The 22,046-nt window shown below is 48.2% G+C and carries 17 protein-coding genes and 1 riboswitch; of the genes, 5 read left to right on the top strand and 12 right to left on the bottom strand.

What is annotated here, in order from left to right:
- Window positions 1-70: 70 nt before the first annotated feature.
- Window positions 71-958 (bottom strand): LysR family transcriptional regulator, encoded by an 888-nt coding sequence (locus DYH48_RS17185; RefSeq protein ID WP_006086011.1) that lies wholly within the window; start codon window positions 956-958, stop codon window positions 71-73.
- A 93-nt stretch (window positions 959-1,051) separates the two neighbouring features.
- On the opposite strand from DYH48_RS17185, the gene DYH48_RS17180 reads away from it, so the two are divergent.
- The gene (locus DYH48_RS17180) at window positions 1,052-1,204 is read left to right on the top strand and encodes a hypothetical protein (RefSeq protein ID WP_006086010.1); all 153 of its coding nucleotides are present in this window, start codon (window positions 1,052-1,054) and stop codon (window positions 1,202-1,204) included.
- 271 nt (window positions 1,205-1,475) lie between these two features.
- On the opposite strand, the gene napB is transcribed toward DYH48_RS17180, so the two are convergent.
- The 11 genes from napB to DYH48_RS17125 form a co-directional block, all read right to left on the bottom strand.
- Window positions 1,476-1,907: a nitrate reductase cytochrome c-type subunit NapB gene (napB, locus tag DYH48_RS17175; protein WP_006086009.1), complete on the bottom strand. Its 432-nt coding sequence runs from the start codon at window positions 1,905-1,907 to the stop codon at window positions 1,476-1,478.
- Window positions 1,904-4,399 carry a nitrate reductase catalytic subunit NapA gene (napA, locus tag DYH48_RS17170; RefSeq protein ID WP_115335443.1) on the bottom strand — a complete coding sequence of 832 codons (2,496 nt, stop codon included), beginning with the start codon at window positions 4,397-4,399 and terminating at the stop codon, window positions 1,904-1,906. Before napA ends, napB begins: the two co-directional genes overlap by 4 nt.
- Entirely contained in the window at window positions 4,396-4,665 is a 270-nt protein-coding gene (locus DYH48_RS17165) for a chaperone NapD (protein ID WP_115335442.1), read from the bottom strand. The genes napA and DYH48_RS17165 overlap by 4 nt, the downstream gene beginning before the upstream one ends.
- A 253-nt stretch (window positions 4,666-4,918) precedes the next feature.
- On the bottom strand, window positions 4,919-6,562 hold the full coding sequence (locus DYH48_RS17160) for a DUF7305 domain-containing protein (RefSeq protein ID WP_115335441.1): 1,644 nt from the start codon (window positions 6,560-6,562) through the stop codon (window positions 4,919-4,921).
- A gap of 18 nt (window positions 6,563-6,580) precedes the next feature.
- On the bottom strand, window positions 6,581-7,150 hold the full coding sequence (locus DYH48_RS17155; protein ID WP_115335440.1) for a PilW family protein: 570 nt from the start codon (window positions 7,148-7,150) through the stop codon (window positions 6,581-6,583).
- Window positions 7,151-7,152: 2 nt separating this feature from the next.
- Window positions 7,153-7,563 carry a type IV pilus modification PilV family protein gene (locus tag DYH48_RS17150; protein WP_006086004.1) on the bottom strand — a complete coding sequence of 137 codons (411 nt, stop codon included), beginning with the start codon at window positions 7,561-7,563 and terminating at the stop codon, window positions 7,153-7,155.
- Window positions 7,560-7,997 (bottom strand): GspH/FimT family pseudopilin, encoded by a 438-nt coding sequence (locus tag DYH48_RS17145; protein ID WP_107946583.1) that lies wholly within the window; start codon window positions 7,995-7,997, stop codon window positions 7,560-7,562. The genes DYH48_RS17150 and DYH48_RS17145 overlap by 4 nt, the downstream gene beginning before the upstream one ends.
- Window positions 7,998-8,378 (bottom strand): type IV pilin protein, encoded by a 381-nt coding sequence (locus DYH48_RS17140; protein ID WP_006086002.1) that lies wholly within the window; start codon window positions 8,376-8,378, stop codon window positions 7,998-8,000. It lies immediately after the preceding gene.
- Between the two features lie 317 nt (window positions 8,379-8,695).
- Window positions 8,696-9,883, bottom strand: coding sequence for a lipocalin-like domain-containing protein (locus DYH48_RS17135; RefSeq protein WP_107946584.1), 1,188 nt, complete (start codon window positions 9,881-9,883; stop codon window positions 8,696-8,698).
- Window positions 9,880-12,504: an ABC transporter permease gene (locus DYH48_RS17130; RefSeq protein WP_115335439.1), complete on the bottom strand. Its 2,625-nt coding sequence runs from the start codon at window positions 12,502-12,504 to the stop codon at window positions 9,880-9,882. Before DYH48_RS17130 ends, DYH48_RS17135 begins: the two co-directional genes overlap by 4 nt.
- On the bottom strand, window positions 12,494-13,204 hold the full coding sequence (locus tag DYH48_RS17125) for an ABC transporter ATP-binding protein (protein ID WP_115335438.1): 711 nt from the start codon (window positions 13,202-13,204) through the stop codon (window positions 12,494-12,496). The genes DYH48_RS17130 and DYH48_RS17125 overlap by 11 nt, the downstream gene beginning before the upstream one ends.
- A 463-nt stretch (window positions 13,205-13,667) precedes the next feature.
- Window positions 13,668-13,798, top strand: a riboswitch (glycine riboswitch).
- 249 nt (window positions 13,799-14,047) lie between these two features.
- Here DYH48_RS17125 and DYH48_RS17120 point away from each other — a divergent pair.
- The 4 genes from DYH48_RS17120 (at window position 14,048) to DYH48_RS17110 (ending at window position 21,955) form a co-directional block, all read left to right on the top strand.
- A complete protein-coding gene (locus tag DYH48_RS17120) occupies window positions 14,048-15,406 on the top strand; it encodes an alanine/glycine:cation symporter family protein (protein WP_071940066.1) in 1,359 nt (452 codons plus the stop codon).
- Between the two features lie 129 nt (window positions 15,407-15,535).
- The gene (locus DYH48_RS24120; protein WP_370452677.1) at window positions 15,536-18,412 is read left to right on the top strand and encodes a PAS domain S-box protein; all 2,877 of its coding nucleotides are present in this window, start codon (window positions 15,536-15,538) and stop codon (window positions 18,410-18,412) included.
- A 33-nt stretch (window positions 18,413-18,445) separates the two neighbouring features.
- Complete coding sequence (locus tag DYH48_RS24115) at window positions 18,446-20,890, top strand: response regulator (protein WP_370452676.1); 2,445 nt, start codon at window positions 18,446-18,448, stop codon at window positions 20,888-20,890.
- A gap of 48 nt (window positions 20,891-20,938) precedes the next feature.
- Window positions 20,939-21,955, top strand: a complete 1,017-nt coding sequence (locus DYH48_RS17110; RefSeq protein WP_006082980.1) for a response regulator — start codon at window positions 20,939-20,941, stop codon at window positions 21,953-21,955.
- The last annotated feature ends 91 nt before the right edge of the window (window positions 21,956-22,046 follow it).

Here is a 22,046-nt window from a genome sequence, read left to right as displayed (position 1 = left end):
ATTATCAGCTTCGGCTGACGAAGCTCCGTACCCCTTTGTTTAATAGAATGTCAGTTCTTGCTTTATCTTCTCAGCGTTCAGTCTTTTGTTTACTTAATTCGAGCAAGGCCTTGGCCGCGGGCGTTAAAGGTAAACTTTGTCGCCAAATAAGCGCCAGATCCCATGTCATTGCGGGTTGCATAGGTTTAAAGACCAGTTTGCTGGTGCTTAGTCTATTGCAAATCGGCTCAGGTAAAATGGCGACACCCATATCGGCTTCGACCATGGCGGCGAGAAAATCCCACTGGCCGCTGCGAAAGGCAATGTTGAGCTGAACACCTGCTTTGCGGCTGAGCCGATTGATCAACTTAGCGAGAGAGAAATCTTCGTTATAGAGGATAAAAGGATAGGGTTGGAAGTCCTGCCAGTTCAAGTGGTCTTTTTCTGCTAAGGGATGCCCCTCAGGCAGGCATGCAAGCAAAGGGTACTTAGTTAGGGGTTGATTGACGAGTTCTGTCTCATGGGTTGTGGGTAGCGCGGTAAAGGCGATATCGAGACTGTTATTGAGCAGGGCTTGCTCGCAGCCGAATCCGCCGTACTCATACATGTGTAGTTCAACCCCCGGATAACGTTTACGGTAGCTAGTGAGCAAGCCTATGATAAGGCTGCTCATCATAGGGCATACACCCAGTCGTAACCGCCCTGATTTGAGACCGCTGAGGTTACTCATGTCCTCCTGCAATCTATGCCATTGGCCGAGGATTTCTCGTGCACTGTGCTCAAATAGCTGCCCCGCCTGAGTGAGCTCAACTTTTTGGTTATTTCGGATCAGCAAGGTTTCCCCTAGGCTCTCCTCGAGTCTTTGGATGATTTTGCTCAGTGTCGGCTGAGTGATAAAACATTTCTGCGCGGCGCGGGTAAAGTTTTCAGTTTCCACTAGGGTCAGAAAACACTGTAAGGTCTTGATTGGGATGTTCATGCTCAAATGGAATCCATATTATGGAATTTATTCATTTTACTAATGATGGCCTAAGTATTACTTTGACCTTGTTAACAAAACAGGGGAATACCGATGAAATCAAGTTCAAGTCTGTGGGTAGGTGCTTTGTGGCAGGCGGCTATGCCTGTGGCAAAAGATGTGCAAAAAGCAAAAGCGGCGCAAGTAACTAAAACGGCTCCAGCGGGTGATTTGCATAAAGCAAAACAACAAGTAAACCCAGCCTAGGCTGGGTTTTTCTTTTCTGCGTTTTAGATTCTGCTCTTATCTTCATGTCCCTCGATTCTCATACAGCCTTTCTAAATTTTCCTCAATCTCTCCCTTAGTGAAAGTACCGTTCAGCAACGGACGCTTAGCCAGCGATAGACGTTTAGTCTTAGATTTTATTCACTTGAATGCTCACTATTGACTGCATGCTAACTCATTAGGATGGGATGCTTAAATAGCAAAAAGCCACCCTCATAAATTCGGGTGGCTTTGCTTTGCAGGGGAAGGTGATTTACTTGTCTGAGAACTGATTCTCCACGAGTGGTTGTTTGTTTTCGGCTTGAGCGACGTGGCATTGAGTACAGAAATAGTTATGCCCGTTAACTGTGCCTTTATCATCAATCACATGGGACTTAGCAACAGGCGTGGCTTTCATGCGTTTTGCTTTGTCCCAACTATGGCAGCTTAGACAGCCATTTTTATCTAAGGTGATCTTGTAATCGTCCTTATGTGGGATGAGCGGTGGTTGCTCGCTAAAGCTGCGCTCAATGGCGGTGCCGCGATTGGGATAAATCGCCATGGCATCGGCTGGGCGAATGTCGGTGATCGCCATGTTTCCTGCGAGGGATTGAATATTAACTGGCGCTGCATTGGTGTCGGTTTGCTGACCGGAACAGCCGGTAATGGCGACGAGTAACGCAGTTAAGGTGAGTATTTTTCTCATTGGTTATTCTCCGCCTTGAAGACTTTCACTGGGCATTTTTTAAAGTCAGTTTCTTTTGACAGGGGATCGGTCGCATCCAATATCAGTTTGTTGACTAACTGGCGTGCATCGAAGAAAGGCATAAATACCACGCCGCGTGGCGGTTTGTTACGGCCTTTGGTCTCGACACGAGTTTTTACTTCACCCCGTGGTGATGCCACTATGACTTCATCACCGCGTTGTACACCGCGGGCTTTGGCATCTTCTGGGTGCATAAAAATCTGCGCGTCGGGAAAGGCGCGGTAAAGCTCAGGTACGCGGGCTGTCATCGAGCCTGTGTGCCAATGTTCCAGCACGCGGCCAGTCGACATCCACAGATCGTATTCTTCATTCGGCTCTTCGGCGGCGGGCTCGTAAGGTAGGGCGAAGATCACCGCTTTACCATCGGGTTTGCCATAGAATTTAAAGCCTTCACCCGCTTTGACATAAGGGTCGCTACCTTCAACGAAACGGCGCAGGGTTTCTTTGCCATCAACGACTGGCCAGCGCAGGCCACGGGTTTCGTGGTAACGGTCAAAGTCGGCTAGATCATGGCCGTGGCCACGACCGAATGTGGCGTATTCTTCAAAAATGCCTTTTTGCAGATAGAAACCAAAGTGTTCGCTCTCATCGTTTAATTCGGCTTTGCAATCGGAAGTTGGGAACTTGTCGATCACGCCGTTGGCGAATAGCACTTCATATAAGGTTTTATCCGCATATTCTGGTTGCTTAGCGATCAACTCAGCTGGCCAGACTTCAGACACTTTAAAGCGTTTTGAAAACTCGACTAATTGCCACAGATCTGAGGTCGCGCCTTCGGGGGCTTTAACCTGTTGGTGCCACATGTGGGTGCGGCGCTCGGCGTTGCCGTAAGCCCCTTCTTTCTCAACCCACATAGCCGTTGGCAAAATTAAATCTGCCGCCATAGCTGTGATGGTTGGGTAAGGATCTGAAACCACGATAAAGTTTTCTGGGTTACGAAAGCCAGGGTAAATCTCATCGTTGATGTTGGGGCCTGCCTGCATATTATTGGTACACATGGTCCAGTAGCAGTTGAGCTTGCCATCTTTGAGCATGCGGCTCTGGAGTACGGCATGGTAGCCAGGTTTGGCTGGAATAGTCCCAGCAGGCACTTGCCACAGTTTTTCGGCAATAGCGCGGTGCTTGTCGTTGGTCACTTCCATATCGGCAGGTAAACGATGGGCGAAAGTCCCCACTTCACGGGCAGTCCCGCAAGCCGAAGGTTGACCGGTTAACGAGAATGGACTGTTACCCGGTGTAGCAATTTTGCCCGTGAGTAAGTGGATGTTGTAGAGCATGTTGTTTGCCCATACACCGCGAACATGTTGGTTAATGCCCATGGTCCACAGACTCATCACTTTAACGTTAGGATCGGCATAGGCCTTGGCTAAAGTTTCTAATTTCTCGGGCTCAACACCACTCATCTTAGCCGCGTATTCCAGCGTATATGTGCTGACAAACTTGGCATACTCGTTAAAGCTAATCGGTGTCGATTTACCATTGCCTGGATTTTTGGCTTTTTTCTCTAATGGATGATCTGGACGCAGGCCATAGCCGATATCGTCAACGCCTAAGGCAAACTTAGTGTGTTTAGTTACAAAGTCATTATTAACCGCGTTATTTTGAATAATGTAATTGGCAATAAAGTTGAGGATCACTAAGTCCGATTGCGGGCGGAACACCATAGGATTATCGGCTAAATCGAAGCTGCGATTTTCAAAGGTCGACAGCACATGCACGCGGCACGTTGGACTGCTTAAACGTCTATCGGATAAACGTGCCCACAGAATTGGGTGCATCTCGGCCATGTTCGCGCCCCAAAGCACAAACTGATCGGCGGCTTCTAAATCGTCATAACACCCCATGGGCTCATCGATACCGAAGGTGCGCATAAAGCCGCCAACGGCAGAGGCCATGCAGTGGCGCGCATTAGGGTCGATATTGTTCGTTAGAAAACCTGCTTTATGGAGTTTAGAGGCGGCGTAGCCTTCCCAAATGGTCCATTGGCCAGAGCCAAACATACCCACTGATGTCGGGCCCTTGGTGGCGAGACTGTGTTTCCATTTAGCCGCCATAGTATCAAAGGCCATATCCCAGCTGATTGGGGTGAACTCGCCTTCTTTATGGTATTTGCCGTCTTTCATCCGCAGTAATGGCGTGGTTAATCTGTCCTTGCCGTACATGATTTTCGATAAAAAATAGCCCTTGATACAGTTAAGGCCACGGTTGACTGGACTTTCAGGATCGCCCTTAGTAGCAACGACTTTACCCGCTTTGGTGCCGACTAATACGCTACAACCCACACCGCAAAAGCGGCAAGGGGCTTTATCCCATTTGATATTGTCTGGCTGTTCGGCGGCTTCAACCATTTTAATGGGAAGCGTGACACCAACGGCTGTTGCGGCGGCAACCGCTGCGTTGGCCTTGAGAAACTCGCGGCGGCTTATGCTCATAATCTTTCCTTACTCTCTTGTTCTAAAGGTGCGACTTGGTGGTAAATCAAACTGGCAGATAACACGCCGGACAGGGCATTAATGGCTTCAATATTGTCGAGTATCGCCCTTTGGCTACTCCCTTCGAGGGTGACAACCAATTTCCCTTCGGGCGTAACAGCATGAATATCGGCGCCCATTAATGAGCGGATATTGTCTTCAACCTGCTGTAAGACTTTAGGTGCGGCATGCACCACAAGGCTGGTGACGTGGTATTCCTGACTCATAAGGGCTGACCTGTAGTGGCGTTAACTCGGTTGCTTAATATTAAAAAGGAGAGCAACCGAGTACTGATACTGGTGAGTCTAGACCTGATGAAAAATGTGGGTATACCTCACAAGAGGTATTGCAAGCGATAGTCGATCCGGATCAAAGTTTTGCGAGTGATCTAACTCTCAGTTTGAAATTTAAGCGGTGAGTTTATTGCTGATGAGGTGTGTTGTACTTGGCCGTATATGGGATACGGCCAATAATTCAAGATTATAAATATTGCCAACCTTTAAGCACTATCGCAGGCGGAATGGCATTGTCACTGCCCAAATCGGCTTCGCCTAGGGCATTGTCATAATGGATCTTGCCATTGCCCGTGGCGGTAATGGATTTTCCTCTTACTGAACCGAAGATTTCGGGACCTCCGGGCAGATTGACTTTGGATTTAGGCGCATAAAGCGCGGCGTAAATCGGCACGCTTCCACTGACAGTCACATCTTTATTTGAACCCGAATAAATCGCTAACGGCGGTTTATTGCTGCTGGTTAGGGTTTGGCTTTTAATGTTATTACCGTTGTTGGTACCCGCCGTAAAGGAAATCTCACCATTCACAAATAGCGTTAGGCTTGAGCCCGGGGCGATATTGAGTTGGTTTGCGCCACTCATTTTAAAGTCACCATTGATAATCAGTGTGACATCCCCACCGCTGATGTTTAATACACCATCGCTACTCATGACTAAACTGTCGAGATTAAATACTGGGGTTTCAGAACCGAAGATGTTTTCGGAGCTTGAGGACAGTGCTGGAAATGCATTACTGTTGCCTGAACTCGCAGTCGAACCCGTTGGGGAAAGGGTAACATTCTGGGTTGATGCAATTGTTCTTGCGCCATTGTTGGGCATTTTAAACCCTCCCATTACGGCACCAATATCTAATGGATCACAGGACTTAGTGGGAACGGGAGGGACATTGGGTGCTAGATTCACCGTTTGGCCAATGCTGCTATTTTGATGAAAGGTCCCATCGCCGCCATATTGAAGTGTCCCATTCACTTTGGCACCGGGAGCCGTTGATGCGTTGTTATTGGCTTGCACTGAGCCTTCAACTGTCCCACTATTCTTTAGCTCGAAATTCTGACCCGCAGCGATATTTCCCCCGACAGTACCTGTGCCTAAGATGACATCTTTATTGCCTTGAATATTGCCAATTAGGGACGATGAGCCTGTTAGGGTGACATTTCCCGTTGCACTGACATCGCCGTAAATCGGCGAATTGCCCGACAAGGTTACATCGGCATTCGGTTCAACCGTCGTTACATTGCCTTTGCCATGCTTATTGAGTTGGTTGTTGCCTTGAGCATTGTTGAAGCTATCGCCGTAGGCGCCTTTACGTGAGTCGTAACCATCGATTGTGCTACTGCCGGTGAGATTGAGGCTCTCGCAGGAAACGATAGCATCGTTAAAAATGTTATTGCCCTTTGCGCCTTTTAGGGCGAAGAGTGCATTGAGTTTGGCCTGACCTTCTAAGTGTTGCCCTGTGCTGTTGACGCTGAGTTCGGCGCTCGGGGTCACGGTTTTTGTCAACGTATAAGCGCTGCTGTCGATACTGCCTGAGGCACTTTTTGGCAGGCTGTCATTTAAAGAGGCTGCCGTGCTTTGGGGCACTTTAATTAAAGTCGCTTTGAGGGTGTTATAGCTTTCATACATGCCTTGTTCGGCGGTGAGTTGTGCATTGACTTGTTTCTGGAAGTTCCCGCTCAGTCGCTCTTGTACTAAGTTATCTCGCAGTGATGTCACGACTAATAAACTGGCTAATAGGCTGAAGACTAAGACGATAAGTAACACTGCACCCTTTTGCTTATTGATACTGCCGCGAGGTGGCGAAGCGTGAGCAAATGAACGTTCCGTGTGCATGTCTGTGCTTCCTCGTGCCTATGGCACTTGTTGTGAATTAATGGCTTGTTGCCAAAGGGGTTTACGCAGTGCGACCTGCAAGCTAATACCCTGACCATATTGCGTCGGCGAAGCTAAGGGCTTCAGATTGATACTGACGAGTTCACCAGCTTGCGAGAAGTGAACCGCTTCTAGCCCGGTGAGGAGTGTTTGCGCTCCATCACCATCGTTGCAGGATAAGTTAGGTGCCATAAAGCTAAATGTTTCAATGTAATCAGCGGTTTTACTTTGGCCTAAGCAGCTAATACTCGGTTGGCTTGCAGAGGCGAGCGTGCTTAAGACGAGTTCGTTAGCCGATACATTTGCGACGTTATCAGCCTGTTTGATGCTTTTACTGAGCGTTAGCGTGGCGTATCTTAAGGCGTCAGCGGCATTTTCTAGACGTTTACTTTCCTCAACGGTGGCCTTAAGTGGCGCAAAGAAATTGATCACAGCGATCATGATGATCAGCCCTAATACCATGGCAATCATCAGTTCGGATAAGCTAAACCCCGATTGTCTTAAGGCGGGTTTAATGTGTCTCCATTGAGTGTGATGAGCTGAAATCACAGTTAGGCCTTACACAGATGGGGAAAACTGGCGTTAAGACTGACGCTATTATCGGTATCGACTCGACCATCTTGCCAAGTCACAGTAATTGCCATGTTGTCTTGATAAGTGGCGGGTAACACTAAGTCAAAGCCTACGGGGAAATCTTGGCTTAAACTGGCTCTAAAATTGATATCTTCGAAGCGGGCGGGTTGCTTTTGCACTTCGCATAACCTTGGCCAAATCTGTTCAATGACATTTTGCGCTTGCACTGTGGCAACTGTGTATTGAAAGCTATTGGTGGCATGTTGTAGCGATGATAGCTGCGCTTTTGCCAGTGCAAGCAATGAAGTGACTGATACCACGAGTGAGACTAAAACTTCTGTCATGGTAAAGCCAAGGTGTTTTTTACCTATGTGATTAAAGGCTTTCATGCACAATCCCCGCTCTGAAGCTGACTTTGGCCGCTCGGTAAAATGCATAAATTCATGTTTTCACCTTGACTGTTCGCCAATGAAATACTGGTTTTGGCTGTATTGCCCGTGGCACTGATACTGATACTAGCCAGTCCTGTTACAGCAACCCCACGTGTCGGGGGCGTAAAAACCTTCAATTCGTTATCGTCGCTATCTTTAATGACCCAAAGTCCCGCTTCTGTTGCCGTGAGGGTAATTGAAGTGCTGCGTTTTATCGCTTCGCTGCGGGCAAATTTATAGCTAGAGACCAATTCATTCGCGGCAGCGGTTAGCTGTTCACGTGCCATAACATCGCGGTACGAAGGGAGTGCTAAGCTGCCTAAAATACCGATAATCGCGACGGTAACCATAAGCTCAACTAAGGTAAATCCTTGATTCCACGTGTTCGACATTTAATTTGTCCAACAATTGGCAGCAGGAGTTCGCACGCCTTTCTGATTAATGCTTAAGGTGCCACAGCTATCCGATTGGCGGCTGGTTGGGACTGCCGAGAGGGAGAAACTTAACTTGTCGTCCGCCGGTGTGTAGCTAAAAGTGTAGTAAGGACTGTTGGTTAAGGTTTGCGCAGCAGGATACTTACCTTGACGGGAATAATTGCGTTCTAATGCTTGCACGCTCGTCATCAAATATTGCTGGGCATCGAAACGACGACCTTGCTTTAGGTATTCGGAAAAAGAAGGGATAGCGATAGCGGCGAGAATGCCGATGATGGCTACGACGATCATGAGTTCAATTAAGGTAAAACCTTTCTCTATGCGGATGATAGAACTCATTCACAACTCCATTTGTGCTGGTTGATGCGTATTGCAGTTACTCATTAACGTGAGAGTTAAACTGTTATCTGTACGTTATGACAACGTTGTCATTTCAATTTATGATAATGTATTTGGGTTGACATTAAAATGCAACAATTGGTTGATTATTAGTCTTGAACTCGATCGCAAATAGGGTGTTATTGTGGGCTTGGTCACGTATTGCGTGTTGCGATGTCTTTATACAACAGCAGCTTAAGATCATTCTCTGAATAACGATCTTGTTATGTTACTTCGCGCTGACTTAGCATTTCTGGTTATAAGAACTATGTTTGGGCTCAATAGCCCGTCAGTTCCATATAACCTGTACCAGTATGGCTGCCAGAGAGTTGCACTGGTCCTTCCCAGTAGGGCGTCGATAATGGCATAGCGCTATTAGGATTGAGCGGGGTGATGGTGAGATCGATATTCTCGCTGGGGATTTTTACCCGCCAGCTGACGGGATAGTCGCCATTGACTGTGTGTTGCCATTTCAGTGGCGTCATCTGTATGTCATTAGGATTGTCGGTGGAATTAATACTGCGCCCAGTGCCATCGGCAAACATTCTTCTGGCGCTATAAAATGCCGAGATAGGCGCATTCTTTGTATTCTCTGCTGGAGACTGATCCCGTAACTGAAACAACATCAGCGTCGAGCCATCGTTTAATCTGAGCGCGAACCAATCCCAGCCCTGTTGCGTTTTAGTGAGAAATTGCGAGCTCCATTCCCTGTCGAGCCAACCTTGGCCTGTGACTCGCTCCACTTTGCCATTGCGGTTGATTTCACCTGAAATTTCAATAAAGGGCTGGCTGTAGTAGTAAGAGGCCACTTGGCCATCGCGGCTTTTAAGGCTATAGCCGTTAACGCCTTGGTATTGCAGTGGCGCTTGGCTATTAAGCTGAAGTCGATAGCTAAAATCAGGATTCTCCACCGTTAAGGTCGCGGGAAAGAGTGCATTGGTTTCGCTCTGCCAGCGCCAGTTATCAAGGCGGATTTGATAGGGTTCCAATTTAACCTCGGCAAACTCGCTATGACGGCGTGACCATTTTTCATGGGCGAGGTGAGCATTACTCGAGGTTAATGCGCTATGGGCTAAGTAAAGCTGCTGAGTCACCCAAGTGGATTCACTTTGAGGAACCACATCTGTTGCTTGCGGTACTGTTGCTTGCAAATCTGTGGGTTTTAGGGCGACTCTAAACTGCGTCCACTGGGCGCCGAGTTGCTCACCTGTTTCTGTAGTTAAATTGGCGGTCAGATACCACCATTCCTGGCGAAAGTTATTGTGCGCCAAGTGATCTCGCGGAAATTCAAATCTATAGCCGGGAACGACAGGGGTAAAGGCCAAATCATCTTGATTAGTAGAGGTTTTCCCCACCACATTGGCAATGGATTTGGACTGAGTGTTTTGCGTCGATGGCGTTTTATCACAGCCGCCGATAAGCATTAACCCAACCACTGCCCATACAATACTGAGTGTTTTCATCATAGGGTCTCCTGCTGCAGACTGGCGACCAGTGGCTTGCGGGTTTGCCAATACAGCGGCAAGAGCACGGCTAAGGTGCAGGTGGTTAAGGCAATCAGTATTGCTTTGCCATAGGCTTGCCAATCCCAAATCATTTTTATCGTCCAGCCAAAGGCTTGCAAGGTGATCTTGTTGATGAGCAGGTAACCTAGCAGTGCACCCGTTGGCATAGCGAGCAGACAAGTGATCAGCACTACAATCAGCATCTGCATAAACACCATACCGCGCAGCGCATTACGACTCACGCCTAGGGAATACAGTCGTGCCAGTGGCGCTTGCCGTGCCTGAGTTAACATTAAACAGGCACTAAAGAGCCCAATCGCGGCGACAATCAGCGTCAAACTATTCAGCACTAAGGTAATTGAAAAAGTCCGCTTAAACATGGCGATAGCTTGGGTTTTAATCTTAGTTTGACTGTAGATTTGCGCTTGCGATAAGCCTAACTCGGCAGCCAGTTGGATTTGCAGTTCATCGAGATCCGTTTCACTGATCTTGCTGCCTCGCTCTTTACCGTAAAAATTCGCCGCCAAACTGATTGGCAGCACAGGTAATTGTGCCTTTTGCCATAATGGCTGGCTGATAATTACCTCGTTGCGGGTATTGCCGTGGTCATAATAAATGCCGCCGATAATGGCTTGGCTGTTACCGGTTTGCTTAAGCGCATCCAATGACACGCTATCGCCAAGCTGCAATTGGTATTTGATGGCTAAGGGCTCGCTCACTAAGATCACGGGGGCATTAAAGTAGGATTGCCACAGAGTCGGTAGGCTTTCTTTCAGGGCGCTGGTGTGGCGAATCGAATATTCATCACGGCTAAGTAGGCTAATTGGAATCGTCAACTCGCTCGAATTATCCGTCGATACTGGGAGTGAAAGCTGGGCTTCAATTTGCCATTGTTGATAAAGACCGCTGACTCTTGGATCGTGCATTAGTTGGGTTTGAATCGTGTCGATGCGCTGGCTCGGTGGACGGATATAGAGATCGGCATGCAAGCGGGTTTCTAGCCAAGTCCGCAGGGTTTGCTCGAAGCTACCCACTAGGGTGTTCATCGACACATTGGCACTGAGCGCCAGCAAGATTGCCATCATAGCCAAGGAAAGCGGTGCGATAAGCTCGCGGGTTTCGGCGAGCAAATATTGCCATAATCCGGGGCGCGCCAAGGGCATTAACGCACTGACGCCCCAATGTAATAATTGCGGCAACAACAAGGGGATCGCGATAGCGACGATACCGAGCAACACTAAGCTGATGTTATAGCTTTGACTGAAGGGAAATAGCAGCGCCGCTACGGTCAGTAAACCACAGGCTAAGGCAAATTGAATGCTATGGGTTTTGCGGTGTGCCTGCATTTGCTGATAACGATTCGCCCCTTGTGCCAATGCTTGGCGCGTAAGATCTAAATACAAGGGCAAGCAAGCGGCGAACGCAGCGCCTAAGGTGAGGGCAATTGCCTCGATAAGCCAAGTCCATTGCCAAATACCGGGGAGTAAGTGGGCGCCATACATTTGCTCTAAGGTCATGGCGACCATAGGTTGCAGCCAGTGGCTGAGTTGCAAGCCACTGATAAAGCCCAAACTTGAGCCTATGACAACCAACAAAATTAATTCTAACATCAGCGCCGTCATCAAGGCGCGGCGCTCGATTCCCTGTTGTAATAACTGCACTAACAGTTTTTGCCGTTTCATTAGGCTGTAGCGCACACCGTTGTAGGCGATAAAAAGGCCGACAACGAAGGCTAACATGCTCATGGCATTGAGATTAAGATGAAAACTGCGGGTCAGCGCTATCAGTGCTTGGCCTTGATCTTGCTGGCTAAAACTGGCCTTTTGCGGCGTAATCCCTAAAGCGTCGAGTTGGGATTTTAGTTGAGGTAAGTTTTCTCGCTCGCTGAACATGGCGATATAGCTTAATCGGCCTTGCATGTTCAGTAATTGCTGGGCGAGGGAAATATCGGCCAAGATGGCGCTGCCGAGGCCAAAATTATCATCAATTGCAATGACATCTAAGGTGTTATTTTCTAAAACAAGTTTACCGTCGGGCGCAACTTTGGCGGCTAGACTGCGGCTCATTATTACTGTGGGGGCGCCGTTGAGGAGATCGGCAAGCGGTAACTCATTCATCTGCGGCGAGGTCGTTGACTGCGTTTCAGTCGAGGCGTGACTTCTCGATTTTTGTAGCGTTAATGCGGCAATCAAATCGCTGCCTTCCAGTTGCCAAAACTGACCATTCTTACCGGAAATTTTGCCATTCACCACGGCGAGACCCTGACTTAATCCGGCTCGTCTTAAGGCGAAATAAACAGATTCATCTAAGGTGTTTTGTCCAAGGGGCGGAGTAAGTAGTACATCGGCACGCTGGCTCAAAAGCTCAGTCGCATCGCTATAACTGCGCACCGCATTGTCGTTGGTCGCTTTAACCCCAATCAGCAGAGTCACGGCCAAGGCGATACCGAGTAGAATCGCGCACGCCTGCAAGGGCGCATGACGATAATGGGCGATAAACACCTTTAGGCTGAGCCACGTCAGCCTCAGCCCAGTCTGCTGAAGTCCAGCAGATGTTGCTTTCGTGAGCGGTTTATTGTTCATAGATAGCGACTGCACCTTGGGATAAGTGCCAACGTTTTTGCATAAAGGCGGCGCACTCTTCGCTGTGGGTCACCATCAAGATACTGGTTTGGCTTTCCCGTGCCAGTTCACACAGTAATGCCATGACTTGCTTACCCGATACATCATCTAAGTTGCCTGTGGGTTCGTCGGCCAGCAGTAACGTCGGTTTGTGGGCTAAGGCGCGGGCGATGGCGACCCGCTGTTGTTGACCGCCGGACAGGGCTTCAACTTGGCGGTGAAGTAATGGCATCAGTCCAAGTTTTTCAACCAGATAGTCACACCAGGCTGACCACGGCTGCGCGGTTAAACTTAAGGAGAAGGCGATATTATCTTTCACGTTGAGTGGCGTAAGTAAGTTAAATTGCTGAAATACAACACCTAAGGAATTGCGCCTGAAACGGCTCCAATCTTTGTCTTGCCAATTTGAGGTGGACGCTTGTTCTAGCAAGATCTCGCCCGAGTCAGGCATTTCAAAACCGGCGATAAGGTTAAGTAAGGTGCTTTTGCCGCTGCCGCTGGGACCGGTGAGCGCTACGGTTTCGCCTCTATGGATCTGTAGATCTACTGCTTGCAGCACTTGATGATATTGCTCGCCATCGCGAAAGCACTTGCTGATTTGGTTAAGCTTGGCGACTGGGTGGAGCTTGTCGACAGGATTTGGTTTAGCGACGTCGGCCATTGAGCAACTCCTTTATATCCATTGGCGGCTTATGTGGTAAGCAGTGTTTCAAGCTGTGGCTCCAACATATCCTGGCTGCAATTTAGCATTGCAATCCCGTGTTCAAGATAAAGCATTTTCTATTCAGATAGATACTGATTTTTCCTGTAATGGGATCATAAACGGGATCACAAAACATAAATCGTCACTTGCCGTAAAAATAGTCAATTGAATTAAATCCTCGACGAACTGTGAGCAAACGGCTTGAGCTGAAGCCGCGTTTGTTGCATTCTGTGCGTCCTGTTAGCTTGGGAGTCAATCTCAATCTAACAATCCGTTCGGATGAAGGTAGCAGGAGAGTGGGGAATTGACCCCACACCGACGAGGCAACTTTGGTTTTATTTGAAGCGACGGTTTTATTGAATCGAATCTTCCCATAAAAACAAAGCACTCTTTCAGGTGCCGATAGGCGTGGACTGTTACTGGACGAGCCTCTGGAGAGACTGCCAATTGCACTTAATTTAAAGTGTGATCAGGTGGCGCCGAAGGCGAAAGTGTCGTGGTGTTATTGAACCGCGACGCGAAACGCTCAGGCAAAAGGACAGAGGAGAGGATGACTGCACAGTCCCTGTCGTTTGTCGTCGTGGGCTATTTTTACCCTTTGCTTGAGATAGCGCACTTTTGCATCTATTAAAAGCACTCGTTTGAGTCATCGCTTACTGCGCATTTCGCGTTCAGCTGGGGTGAATCTCAGTCGAGCACAGGCTAGAAATAGTTTGCAATAGCGTCCGACTGCGGCGCGTCACAGCCATTTCTTTTCCTCCTCCGTTTATTAATTTTGTTGTTTAATATTCGAGGAATATCATGAGTTTTCAAGCTTTTCTTGCCAGCATTAATGGCATCGTCTGGGGCCCAATCACCCTTTGTTTGCTGGTGGGCACGGGGATTTATCTCACTGCACGCCTCAAGCTTATCCAAGTTATCCGTCTGCCTATGGCGCTGGGATTATTATTCAAACCGGCAAAAGGTCATGGGGATTTATCTTCCTTCGCAGCGCTCTGTACTGCGCTGTCCGCCACTATCGGTACCGGTAATATTGTCGGTGTAGCGACAGCCATCAAAATGGGTGGACCAGGCGCATTATTTTGGATGTGGCTGGCGGCATTTTTTGGCATGGCGACTAAATATGCCGAGTGTATGTTGGCGGTAAAATATCGCACGACCGATGCGCGCGGGCAGATTGCGGGTGGCCCAATGTACTATATCGAGCGCGGACTTGGTCTGCCTTGGATGGCGAAATTGTTCGCTATCTTCGGGGTTGGTGTGGCCTTTTTCGGCATAGGTACTTTTGCACAAGTTAACGCTATCAGCGATGCGCTGACGATTGCCTTTGAGGTGCCGACTTGGTTGACCGCGACTGTGTTGACTGTGCTAGTTGCCGCCGTCACTTTAGGTGGGGTTAAGCGCATTTCGAATGTGGCGCAAAAGCTCGTGCCTGCCATGTCGATTGGTTATGTGCTGGCCTGCGTGTGGATTTTAGTGGGATTTTCTGAGCAAATTTTACCCGCCTTAGGTTTAGTGATTGAATCGGCCTTTACGCCACTCTCGGCAGCGGGAGGATTTTTAGGGGCGACAGTTGCGCAGGCGATTCAAATCGGTATTGCTCGCGGCGTGTTCTCCAATGAATCAGGCCTTGGTAGTGCGCCGATTGCAGCGGCTGCCGCTAAGACCAATGAACCCGTTGAGCAAGGTTTAGTCAGCATGACGGGCACCTTTTTCGATACCATCATTATTTGTACTATGACGGGCTTAGTGCTGATCATCACAGGAGTATGGAGTGGTGAAACTGCGGGCGCGGCGATGACGAGCGCGGCGTTCGCCCTCGGTGGCTCTGCGGTTGTGGGTCAGTATCTGGTGACCATTGCGCTGGTGTGTTTTGCATTTACGACGATTCTAGGCTGGCATTATTACGGTGAACGCTGTTGGTATTACTTGGTCGGCGAGCGCGGTTTACGCTTGTATCAAGTGGTGTTTTTAGTACTGATCGCCGGTGGCGCTTTTATCAAGCTCGATGTGATTTGGTTGTTGGCCGATACGGTTAATGGCTTGATGGCGATTCCAAACTTGATCGCGATTGTAGGCTTGAGGCATATCATTATCGCCGAAACCCAAAGCTATTTTGCCCGTATCTTGCCAAATCAAACCTTAGATACCGCTTATTAGTGTTTTTAAAACAATAAATTACTTCACATTATTTTAACTTTGACATTGTCGCCACTGGATTCTTCGTTTACTTTATATGCACTATTTAAAAAATAGTGCATATAAAATCGAGGACTTTAGGGCGACGCCATGGACAAAAGTAAACTTCGTACTTTTCGCAGCAGAATCTTATCCCACATAGCCTTGCCTCTCATTTTAATCATGGCGAGTGTTTATGCTGTTAATGCTTGGTTTAGTTATCTCTCCTCGGAGAAACGGCTCTACCATAGCCTTACGCAGGAGGCGAGTCACTCGGCTTCTCGTCTGCAATTGTTACTCGAGCACGCACAAGCCAATACCCAAGGCCTTGCTGATTTTATTGGTTTTTTGTCAAGCAAAGAAGATATGAATGACGCTGAGAGCGTTAAAAGTGTCTTGATGAATCGACTCAAACGTAATCCTGATTTCTTTGGCTCCGCAGTCGCGTTTAAACCCAACACCTTCCCCAATCGCAAACTCTTTTCTCCCTATGTTTACCGCGACACCAGTGGTAGCGACGATCTCCATTATCTCGATATTGGCGCCGAGGGTTACGATTATACCGATGGCACTTGGGATTGGTGGAACAATGCCATCAATCAAGCGGCGGGCTACTGGTCAAAGGCGTACTTTGATGAGGGGGCGGGCAATATTCTGATGGTGACTTATTCGGCTCCTTTTGGTGAGGCGGAGCATTATTTTGGTGTCGCGACGGTTGACTTAGCGCTAGATGGCTTGCCAAAGCAATTAGGAATTGCGCCTAATCGGCTGGTGGTTTTAGACGATCAAGGGCGACTTATTTATCATGTCGATAGGGAAAAAGTGTTGGCCACCACTTCAACACAGTGGCTCGATAAAAATAAATACAGGAATGCTGACTTTTGGGCCTTACAAGCGAAAGGACTTGATGGTCAGGCAAGGTTTGTTGACGATAAGGATGTGGTTTACCTCGCGAGTATTGCAACCGTTCCGCAGCTAAAATGGCGCGTCATAGTGCTAGCACCAGAGCAAGAATTATTCAGCTCACTGCTCGATGATGTGGCATCCATAATACTCAATTTGAGTTTGCTAACCCTCTTATTATTGTTGACTTGCTATCTGGCCGCTAAGCGGCTGACTCGGCCATTAGAGCTACTCGAGTCGGGTATCTTGTCTTTTGGACAGGGTAAAACCCAGCAGCTCATTGTACCTAAAGGTGCTGTGAGTGAGATTGTGACGCTGAGCAATACCTTCAATCAAATGGCGGAATTACTCGCCGAACGTGAGCAAGCCATTCTTGATTCCCGTGGCAACCGCTTTGCTCGTTTGATTGATGGTATGAGCGATAAGTCTTTCTATTGTTCCCTCGATCCCGACGGCCAACTAGCACAAGTGAGCGAGGGCGTGACTAAGGTGCTGGGGATCTCCCCTGATCTGCTCAAGCGCAAATATCAAAGACTGTTTTCGGCCAATCCCCTCAATGAGAAAAACTGGCAATACACTGATTTGGCTTTGAAAGGCCAAAATGTTCCTTCGCATCAAGTGGAAATGCTGGATGATCAAGGGCATTTAAGAAGGCTCGATGTGTTTATGCAGCCATTAATGTCTGACACAGGTGAGTTAATGTCGGTCGAGATGTTATTTACCGATGTGACAGAGCAGTTCTCAGCGGCGGTCTGGTCAAATGCGGTACTGGAAGCCGCGCCCGAGGCCATGTTGATTGTCGATGAGCTAGGGCAAATCGTGTTCACTAACAGTCGCTGTCTACAGCTCTTTGGATACGAAACGGGCGCTATGCTGGGGTTGCAGGTTGAGGCGTTATTGCCGCAAGAATTGGGAGAAAGGCATGTACTTGAACGGCAAACATTCCTGCGAGAAGGCCGTGATAGAAGCATGGCAAATGCCCGTCATGTGCGGGCGTTAAAAGCCGATGGTAATGAATTTATTGCGGAAATAGCGCTGAGTATTCTTCCCACCGCCTTTGATGGACAGAGGCAAGTGGCGGCTTCAATACGCGATATGACACAAAAACTGGCCGTTGAGCAGAAAATCCGTGATAGCGAACAGCGTTTTCGTGGGCTAGTGACGAATATTCCCGGCGCTGTTTATCGGACTCGCATCGGGGATGTATGGTTCATGGAATATATCAGTGACAATATTGCCGAGATTACGGGTTATGCAGCGAGTCAGTTTATTGAAAATCGCCAACGTACCTTTGCTTCGCTGATTTTAGAGGAGGATAGGCCTACATGTCATTTGCATATTGATAGAGCACTCGCGCAGCAAGAAACCTTTGAAGTGGAATATCGTATTCGCCACCGCGATGGCAGTATTCGCTGGGTACATGAGAAAGGTAAGGCGAGTTATACCGAAGAGGGCATTCCACTCTGGTTTGACGGCAGTATCGACGATATTACCGAGAGTAAACTCGCGCTGGTACAGTTAGAGCAATCGCGTCAACAGATGACCAATATTACTGAGTCTATTCCTTGCACTGTGTATCAATTGCAGTGGCACTCGCCTATAGACCGAAGATTTACCTTCCTCTCTGGTGCGGCAATGAAGATGCTTGGGCTGCATCGCGATGATCTGATGAGTAATTTTGACATCATAGCCGAGCGGATTTTTGATGAAGAAAGGCCCGATGTTGTGCGGGCCTTGTCGGGTCAGAGTGAAGACAGACTGCAATGGATACGCGAGTTTCGCTATCGCCACCCTAATGGCAGCATACGTTGGATGGAAGCGGGCGCGAGCGGTCATTTGGGTGAAGAGGGTGCCATCACGTGGAATGGTTATGTGATGGACATTACCCAACGCAAAACCATAGAGCAAGAGTTAGCCCTCAGTGAGGCGCACTTTAAGGCGCTGTTCGATGGGGCGACCATTGGCATAGTCAATGTTGATATTAAAGGCGTTATTTTAGATTGTAATGACCAATTCTGTGCCGATATGGCGCTGTCACGTAACCATTTACGTAATACTGCTATTTTTGAGGTTCTCAGTGAGTAAGATCAACCCATAGCTAAGGCGCAATTTCAGGAGTTGGTTGAAGGTAAGATTGACCATTATCGCGGCGAGCGCAGTTTTATTCGTCCTTCCGGTGCGCCTTTGTGGATGACAGTCAATGTGTCGGCACTGCTTGATGCCCAAGGACAATTTGAATCGGCCGTGATCAGCATGGTCGATATGACAGAGCTTAAATTGCTCTCAGATGAGCTGTTACTCGCCAAAGAGCAAGCCGATGCGGCCAGTAAAGCCAAGGGTGACTTCTTGGCGAATATGTCCCACGAAATCCGTACTCCAATGAATGCCATTATCGGCATGTCCCAGCTGTGCTTGCAGACCGAATTAGATAAAAAACAGAAGAATTATGTAGAGAAGATTGAGCGGGCATCGCAGTCTTTGCTGTCGATTATCAATGACATTCTGGATTTCTCTAAGATTGAAGCGGGTAAGCTAGACATAGATTCAGTACCCTTTCAGCTCGATACTATGTTGGAAGATCTCAGCGATATGTTTTCTGAGAAAGCTGCCCACAAACAGATTGAATTATTGTTCGCCGTTGCGCCCAATGTGCCTCGTTATCTGTTAGGGGATTCGCTGCGATTAGGCCAAGTGTTGATTAACCTGATGAATAACGCCATTAAGTTCACTGAACGCGGTGAGGTGCTACTGTCGCTCAGTTTAGTTGAGCAGCAAGATGATGATGTCGTGCTGCGTTTTAGCGTGCGTGACAGCGGCATCGGGTTAACTGAGCAGCAGCAAGCAAAATTGTTTAAATCTTTTACCCAAGCGGATACTTCAACCACCCGTAAATACGGTGGCACAGGTTTAGGTTTAGCTATCTGTAAGCAGCTAGTTGAACTCATGGGCGGGAAGATAGGGGTAGAAAGTCAGTTCGGTCATGGCAGCACTTTCTATTTCACGGTCAAGTTGCACATTTCCGATGGTCAGAAATTAGTACTCGAACAAGAGCTTGAAGGCATGTCTGTGCTGGTGGTCGATGATAACGCGACCGCCAGAGATATTATGCGTACTACGCTTGAAAGTATGGGCTTTAGGGTCGATACGGTTCGCTCGGGTGAAGAAGCGATAAGCCGCTGCTTATTGCAAGCCTATGAAGTGGCGTTAATTGATTGGAAAATGCCTAACATGGATGGGCTGGAAACCGCGCGTCAAATCCAATTGCAGGCTCAGTCGCAATCTCAATCACAATCACAACCTCAGTCTCAGCCCAAAATTTTAATGGTATCTGCCCATGCGGATCATGAGTTCCTCACTCAAATTGAGCAACTGGCTTTAGCGGGATACATCAGTAAACCCATCAGTGCCTCACGCTTACTCGACGGCATAATGAATGCGATTGGCCGCGAAGGCATTTTGCCAGTAAGGCGCCGTACCGAAGAGCTGGCACCACAGTTGTTATTGCCACTGCAAGGGAAGCGTATCCTGTTAGTGGAAGATAACGAGATGAATCTCGAAGTCGCCAGCGAGTTTTTAGAGCAAGTGGGGATTATTCTATCCATAGCGACCAATGGTCAAATCGCCTTAGACAAACTGTCGCAGCAGCATTTCGATCTAGTATTAATGGACTGCCAAATGCCGGTGATGGATGGCTATCAAGCCACTCAGGCGATAAGAAAAAGGCCTGAGTTGGCAAATTTACCTGTCGTCGCCATGACGGCTAATGCGATGGCGGGCGATAGGGACATGTGCATCAGGGCGGGCATGAACGACCATATCGCCAAACCGATAGAAGTGAATGTTCTTTATCAAACCCTGTTGAAATATCTCGCTCCCGCATCTGACACGGCTGCAGTAGATACCTTTACTCAATCGATATTGAGTAACACCAAGGGTGAGGCAGGCAATAGTGCAGAACAAACCGTATTGCTTAAGTGGCCAGAGCACCCAGAGCTGGATATCGATAGAGGTTTGCAACTGGTGCAACACTCGACGCGGCTTTATCAACGCATATTTGATCGTTTTGTGAGCAGTCAGCGTAATGTGGTGGAACAGGTTCGCAAAGCCATCGCGGCGAATCAAATCGAAGATTCGGTGCGTATTGCCCATACCCTTAAAGGCTTAGCGGGCAATTTAAGCTCGGCTAAATTGGTGGAGTTAGCGCGTTTACTTGAGTTGCATTTAACTGAAAATGCGCCTTGTGAAGATGAGTTAGTTCAAATTCAACCGCTAGTGGCTTCTATTTGCGATGCGATTGAATACGCCAAACCCGCAGCGGTGAATCAAGCCGAACCCCAAGCCGCTGATTTATTATCTGCTGAAGATTTAAGGGCGGCATTACAGGCCTTGCGGCAGAACTTAGATGATGCCGATGCCAGCGCAGTGGCAAAAATTGATGCCTTAAAGCCGCAGGTGAGCAGTGCAATGTGGCAAGCGTTAAGCCCTGCCTTGTCTATGATTAATCAGTACCAGTTTGATGAGGCGATCGACTTGATTGATGATGTCATTGCTCAGTTAGGTTAAAAAAGTAGCACACTGAATTCAAACGCATGACATGAAGTGGAGCTGTTAATGGAAAAGGCAACAATATTAGTCGTCGATGACACACCGGAGAATATCGATATTTTGATCGGTATTTTGGGTGATGACTATAAAGTCAAAGTGGCGATCGACGGGCCAAGGGCATTAGCCTTAGTGGCAAAGTCGCGGCCCGACTTAATTCTGCTTGATGTGATGATGCCGGGAATGAATGGCTATGAGGTATGCAAGCTGCTAAAGCAAGATCCGCTGACCAGTCATATTCCAATCATTTTTGTGACTGCTTTATCTGAATCCTCCGATGAAGCCCAAGGTTTTGCTTTGGGCGCAGTGGATTACATCACTAAGCCCGTGAGTGCGCCTGTGGTTAAGGCGCGAGTTAAAACCCATCTTGCGCTCTATGATCAAAAACGCCTACTCGAACAACAAGTTAAAATACGTACCCACGAATTAGAAGAAACCCGCTTCGAAATCATCCGCCGTCTTGGCCGCGCCGCCGAATATAAGGACAACGAGACAGGTTTACATGTGGTACGCATGAGCCACTACGCCCGAATATTGGCGATAAAGCTTGGGTTACCTAGTACTTTCTGCGACTTAATTTTTAATGCGGCGCCGATGCACGATATCGGTAAAATCGGCACCCCCGATGCTGTGCTGAAAAAACCGGGTAAGCTTGATGCCGAGGAGTGGCGCATCATGCAGCAACATGCCGCTATCGGCGCCGAAATTATCGGGGAACATAGCGATCCGTTATTGCAGATGGCCCGTCGCATCGCCTTAACTCACCATGAGAAGTGGGATGGTTCAGGTTACCCTAATGGCTTGGTGGGAGAGGATATTCCCCTTGAAGGGCGTATCACTGCGATTGCCGATGTGTTCGATGCCTTGACTTCGCAAAGGCCCTATAAACAGGCTTGGACGATCGAAGCGACGATGGAGTTATTTGACAATCAAGCGGGAAAACATTTTGATCCTAAGCTGGTGGAAATGTTTAAAGAAATCCTGCCTGAGGCGATCGCTATTCGAGATACTTATTTGGAAAACTGATGCTCGAATGCTCGAGGGCTTGAGTATAAGATAAGCTAAAGGCGCCATTGGCGCCTTTATTCTGTTTCAATCTCTATACCGTGTTATTAAA

This window comes from Shewanella baltica (genome assembly GCF_900456975.1).
In the GTDB taxonomy this organism is placed as follows: Bacteria; Pseudomonadota; Gammaproteobacteria; order Enterobacterales; family Shewanellaceae; genus Shewanella; species Shewanella baltica.
This window is presented reverse-complemented; position numbering and strand designations above follow the sequence as displayed.

Excerpts from the sequence above, each read along its gene's own strand:
- DYH48_RS17185 (WP_006086011.1), bottom strand. The coding sequence starts at position 958 with ATGAACATCCCAATCAAGACCTTACAGTGTTTTCTGACCCTAGTGGAA.
- DYH48_RS17180 (WP_006086010.1), top strand. The coding sequence starts at position 1,052 with ATGAAATCAAGTTCAAGTCTGTGGGTAGGTGCTTTGTGGCAGGCGGCT.
- napB (WP_006086009.1), bottom strand. The coding sequence starts at position 1,907 with ATGAGAAAAATACTCACCTTAACTGCGTTACTCGTCGCCATTACCGGC.
- napA (WP_115335443.1), bottom strand. The coding sequence starts at position 4,399 with ATGAGCATAAGCCGCCGCGAGTTTCTCAAGGCCAACGCAGCGGTTGCC.
- DYH48_RS17165 (WP_115335442.1), bottom strand. The coding sequence starts at position 4,665 with ATGAGTCAGGAATACCACGTCACCAGCCTTGTGGTGCATGCCGCACCT.
- DYH48_RS17160 (WP_115335441.1), bottom strand. The coding sequence starts at position 6,562 with ATGCACACGGAACGTTCATTTGCTCACGCTTCGCCACCTCGCGGCAGT.
- DYH48_RS17150 (WP_006086004.1), bottom strand. The coding sequence starts at position 7,563 with ATGAAAGCCTTTAATCACATAGGTAAAAAACACCTTGGCTTTACCATG.
- DYH48_RS17145 (WP_107946583.1), bottom strand. The coding sequence starts at position 7,997 with ATGTCGAACACGTGGAATCAAGGATTTACCTTAGTTGAGCTTATGGTT.
- DYH48_RS17140 (WP_006086002.1), bottom strand. The coding sequence starts at position 8,378 with ATGAGTTCTATCATCCGCATAGAGAAAGGTTTTACCTTAATTGAACTC.
- DYH48_RS17135 (WP_107946584.1), bottom strand. The coding sequence starts at position 9,883 with ATGATGAAAACACTCAGTATTGTATGGGCAGTGGTTGGGTTAATGCTT.
- DYH48_RS17130 (WP_115335439.1), bottom strand. The coding sequence starts at position 12,504 with ATGAACAATAAACCGCTCACGAAAGCAACATCTGCTGGACTTCAGCAG.
- DYH48_RS17125 (WP_115335438.1), bottom strand. The coding sequence starts at position 13,204 with ATGGCCGACGTCGCTAAACCAAATCCTGTCGACAAGCTCCACCCAGTC.
- DYH48_RS17120 (WP_071940066.1), top strand. The coding sequence starts at position 14,048 with ATGAGTTTTCAAGCTTTTCTTGCCAGCATTAATGGCATCGTCTGGGGC.
- DYH48_RS24120 (WP_370452677.1), top strand. The coding sequence starts at position 15,536 with ATGGACAAAAGTAAACTTCGTACTTTTCGCAGCAGAATCTTATCCCAC.
- DYH48_RS17110 (WP_006082980.1), top strand. The coding sequence starts at position 20,939 with ATGGAAAAGGCAACAATATTAGTCGTCGATGACACACCGGAGAATATC.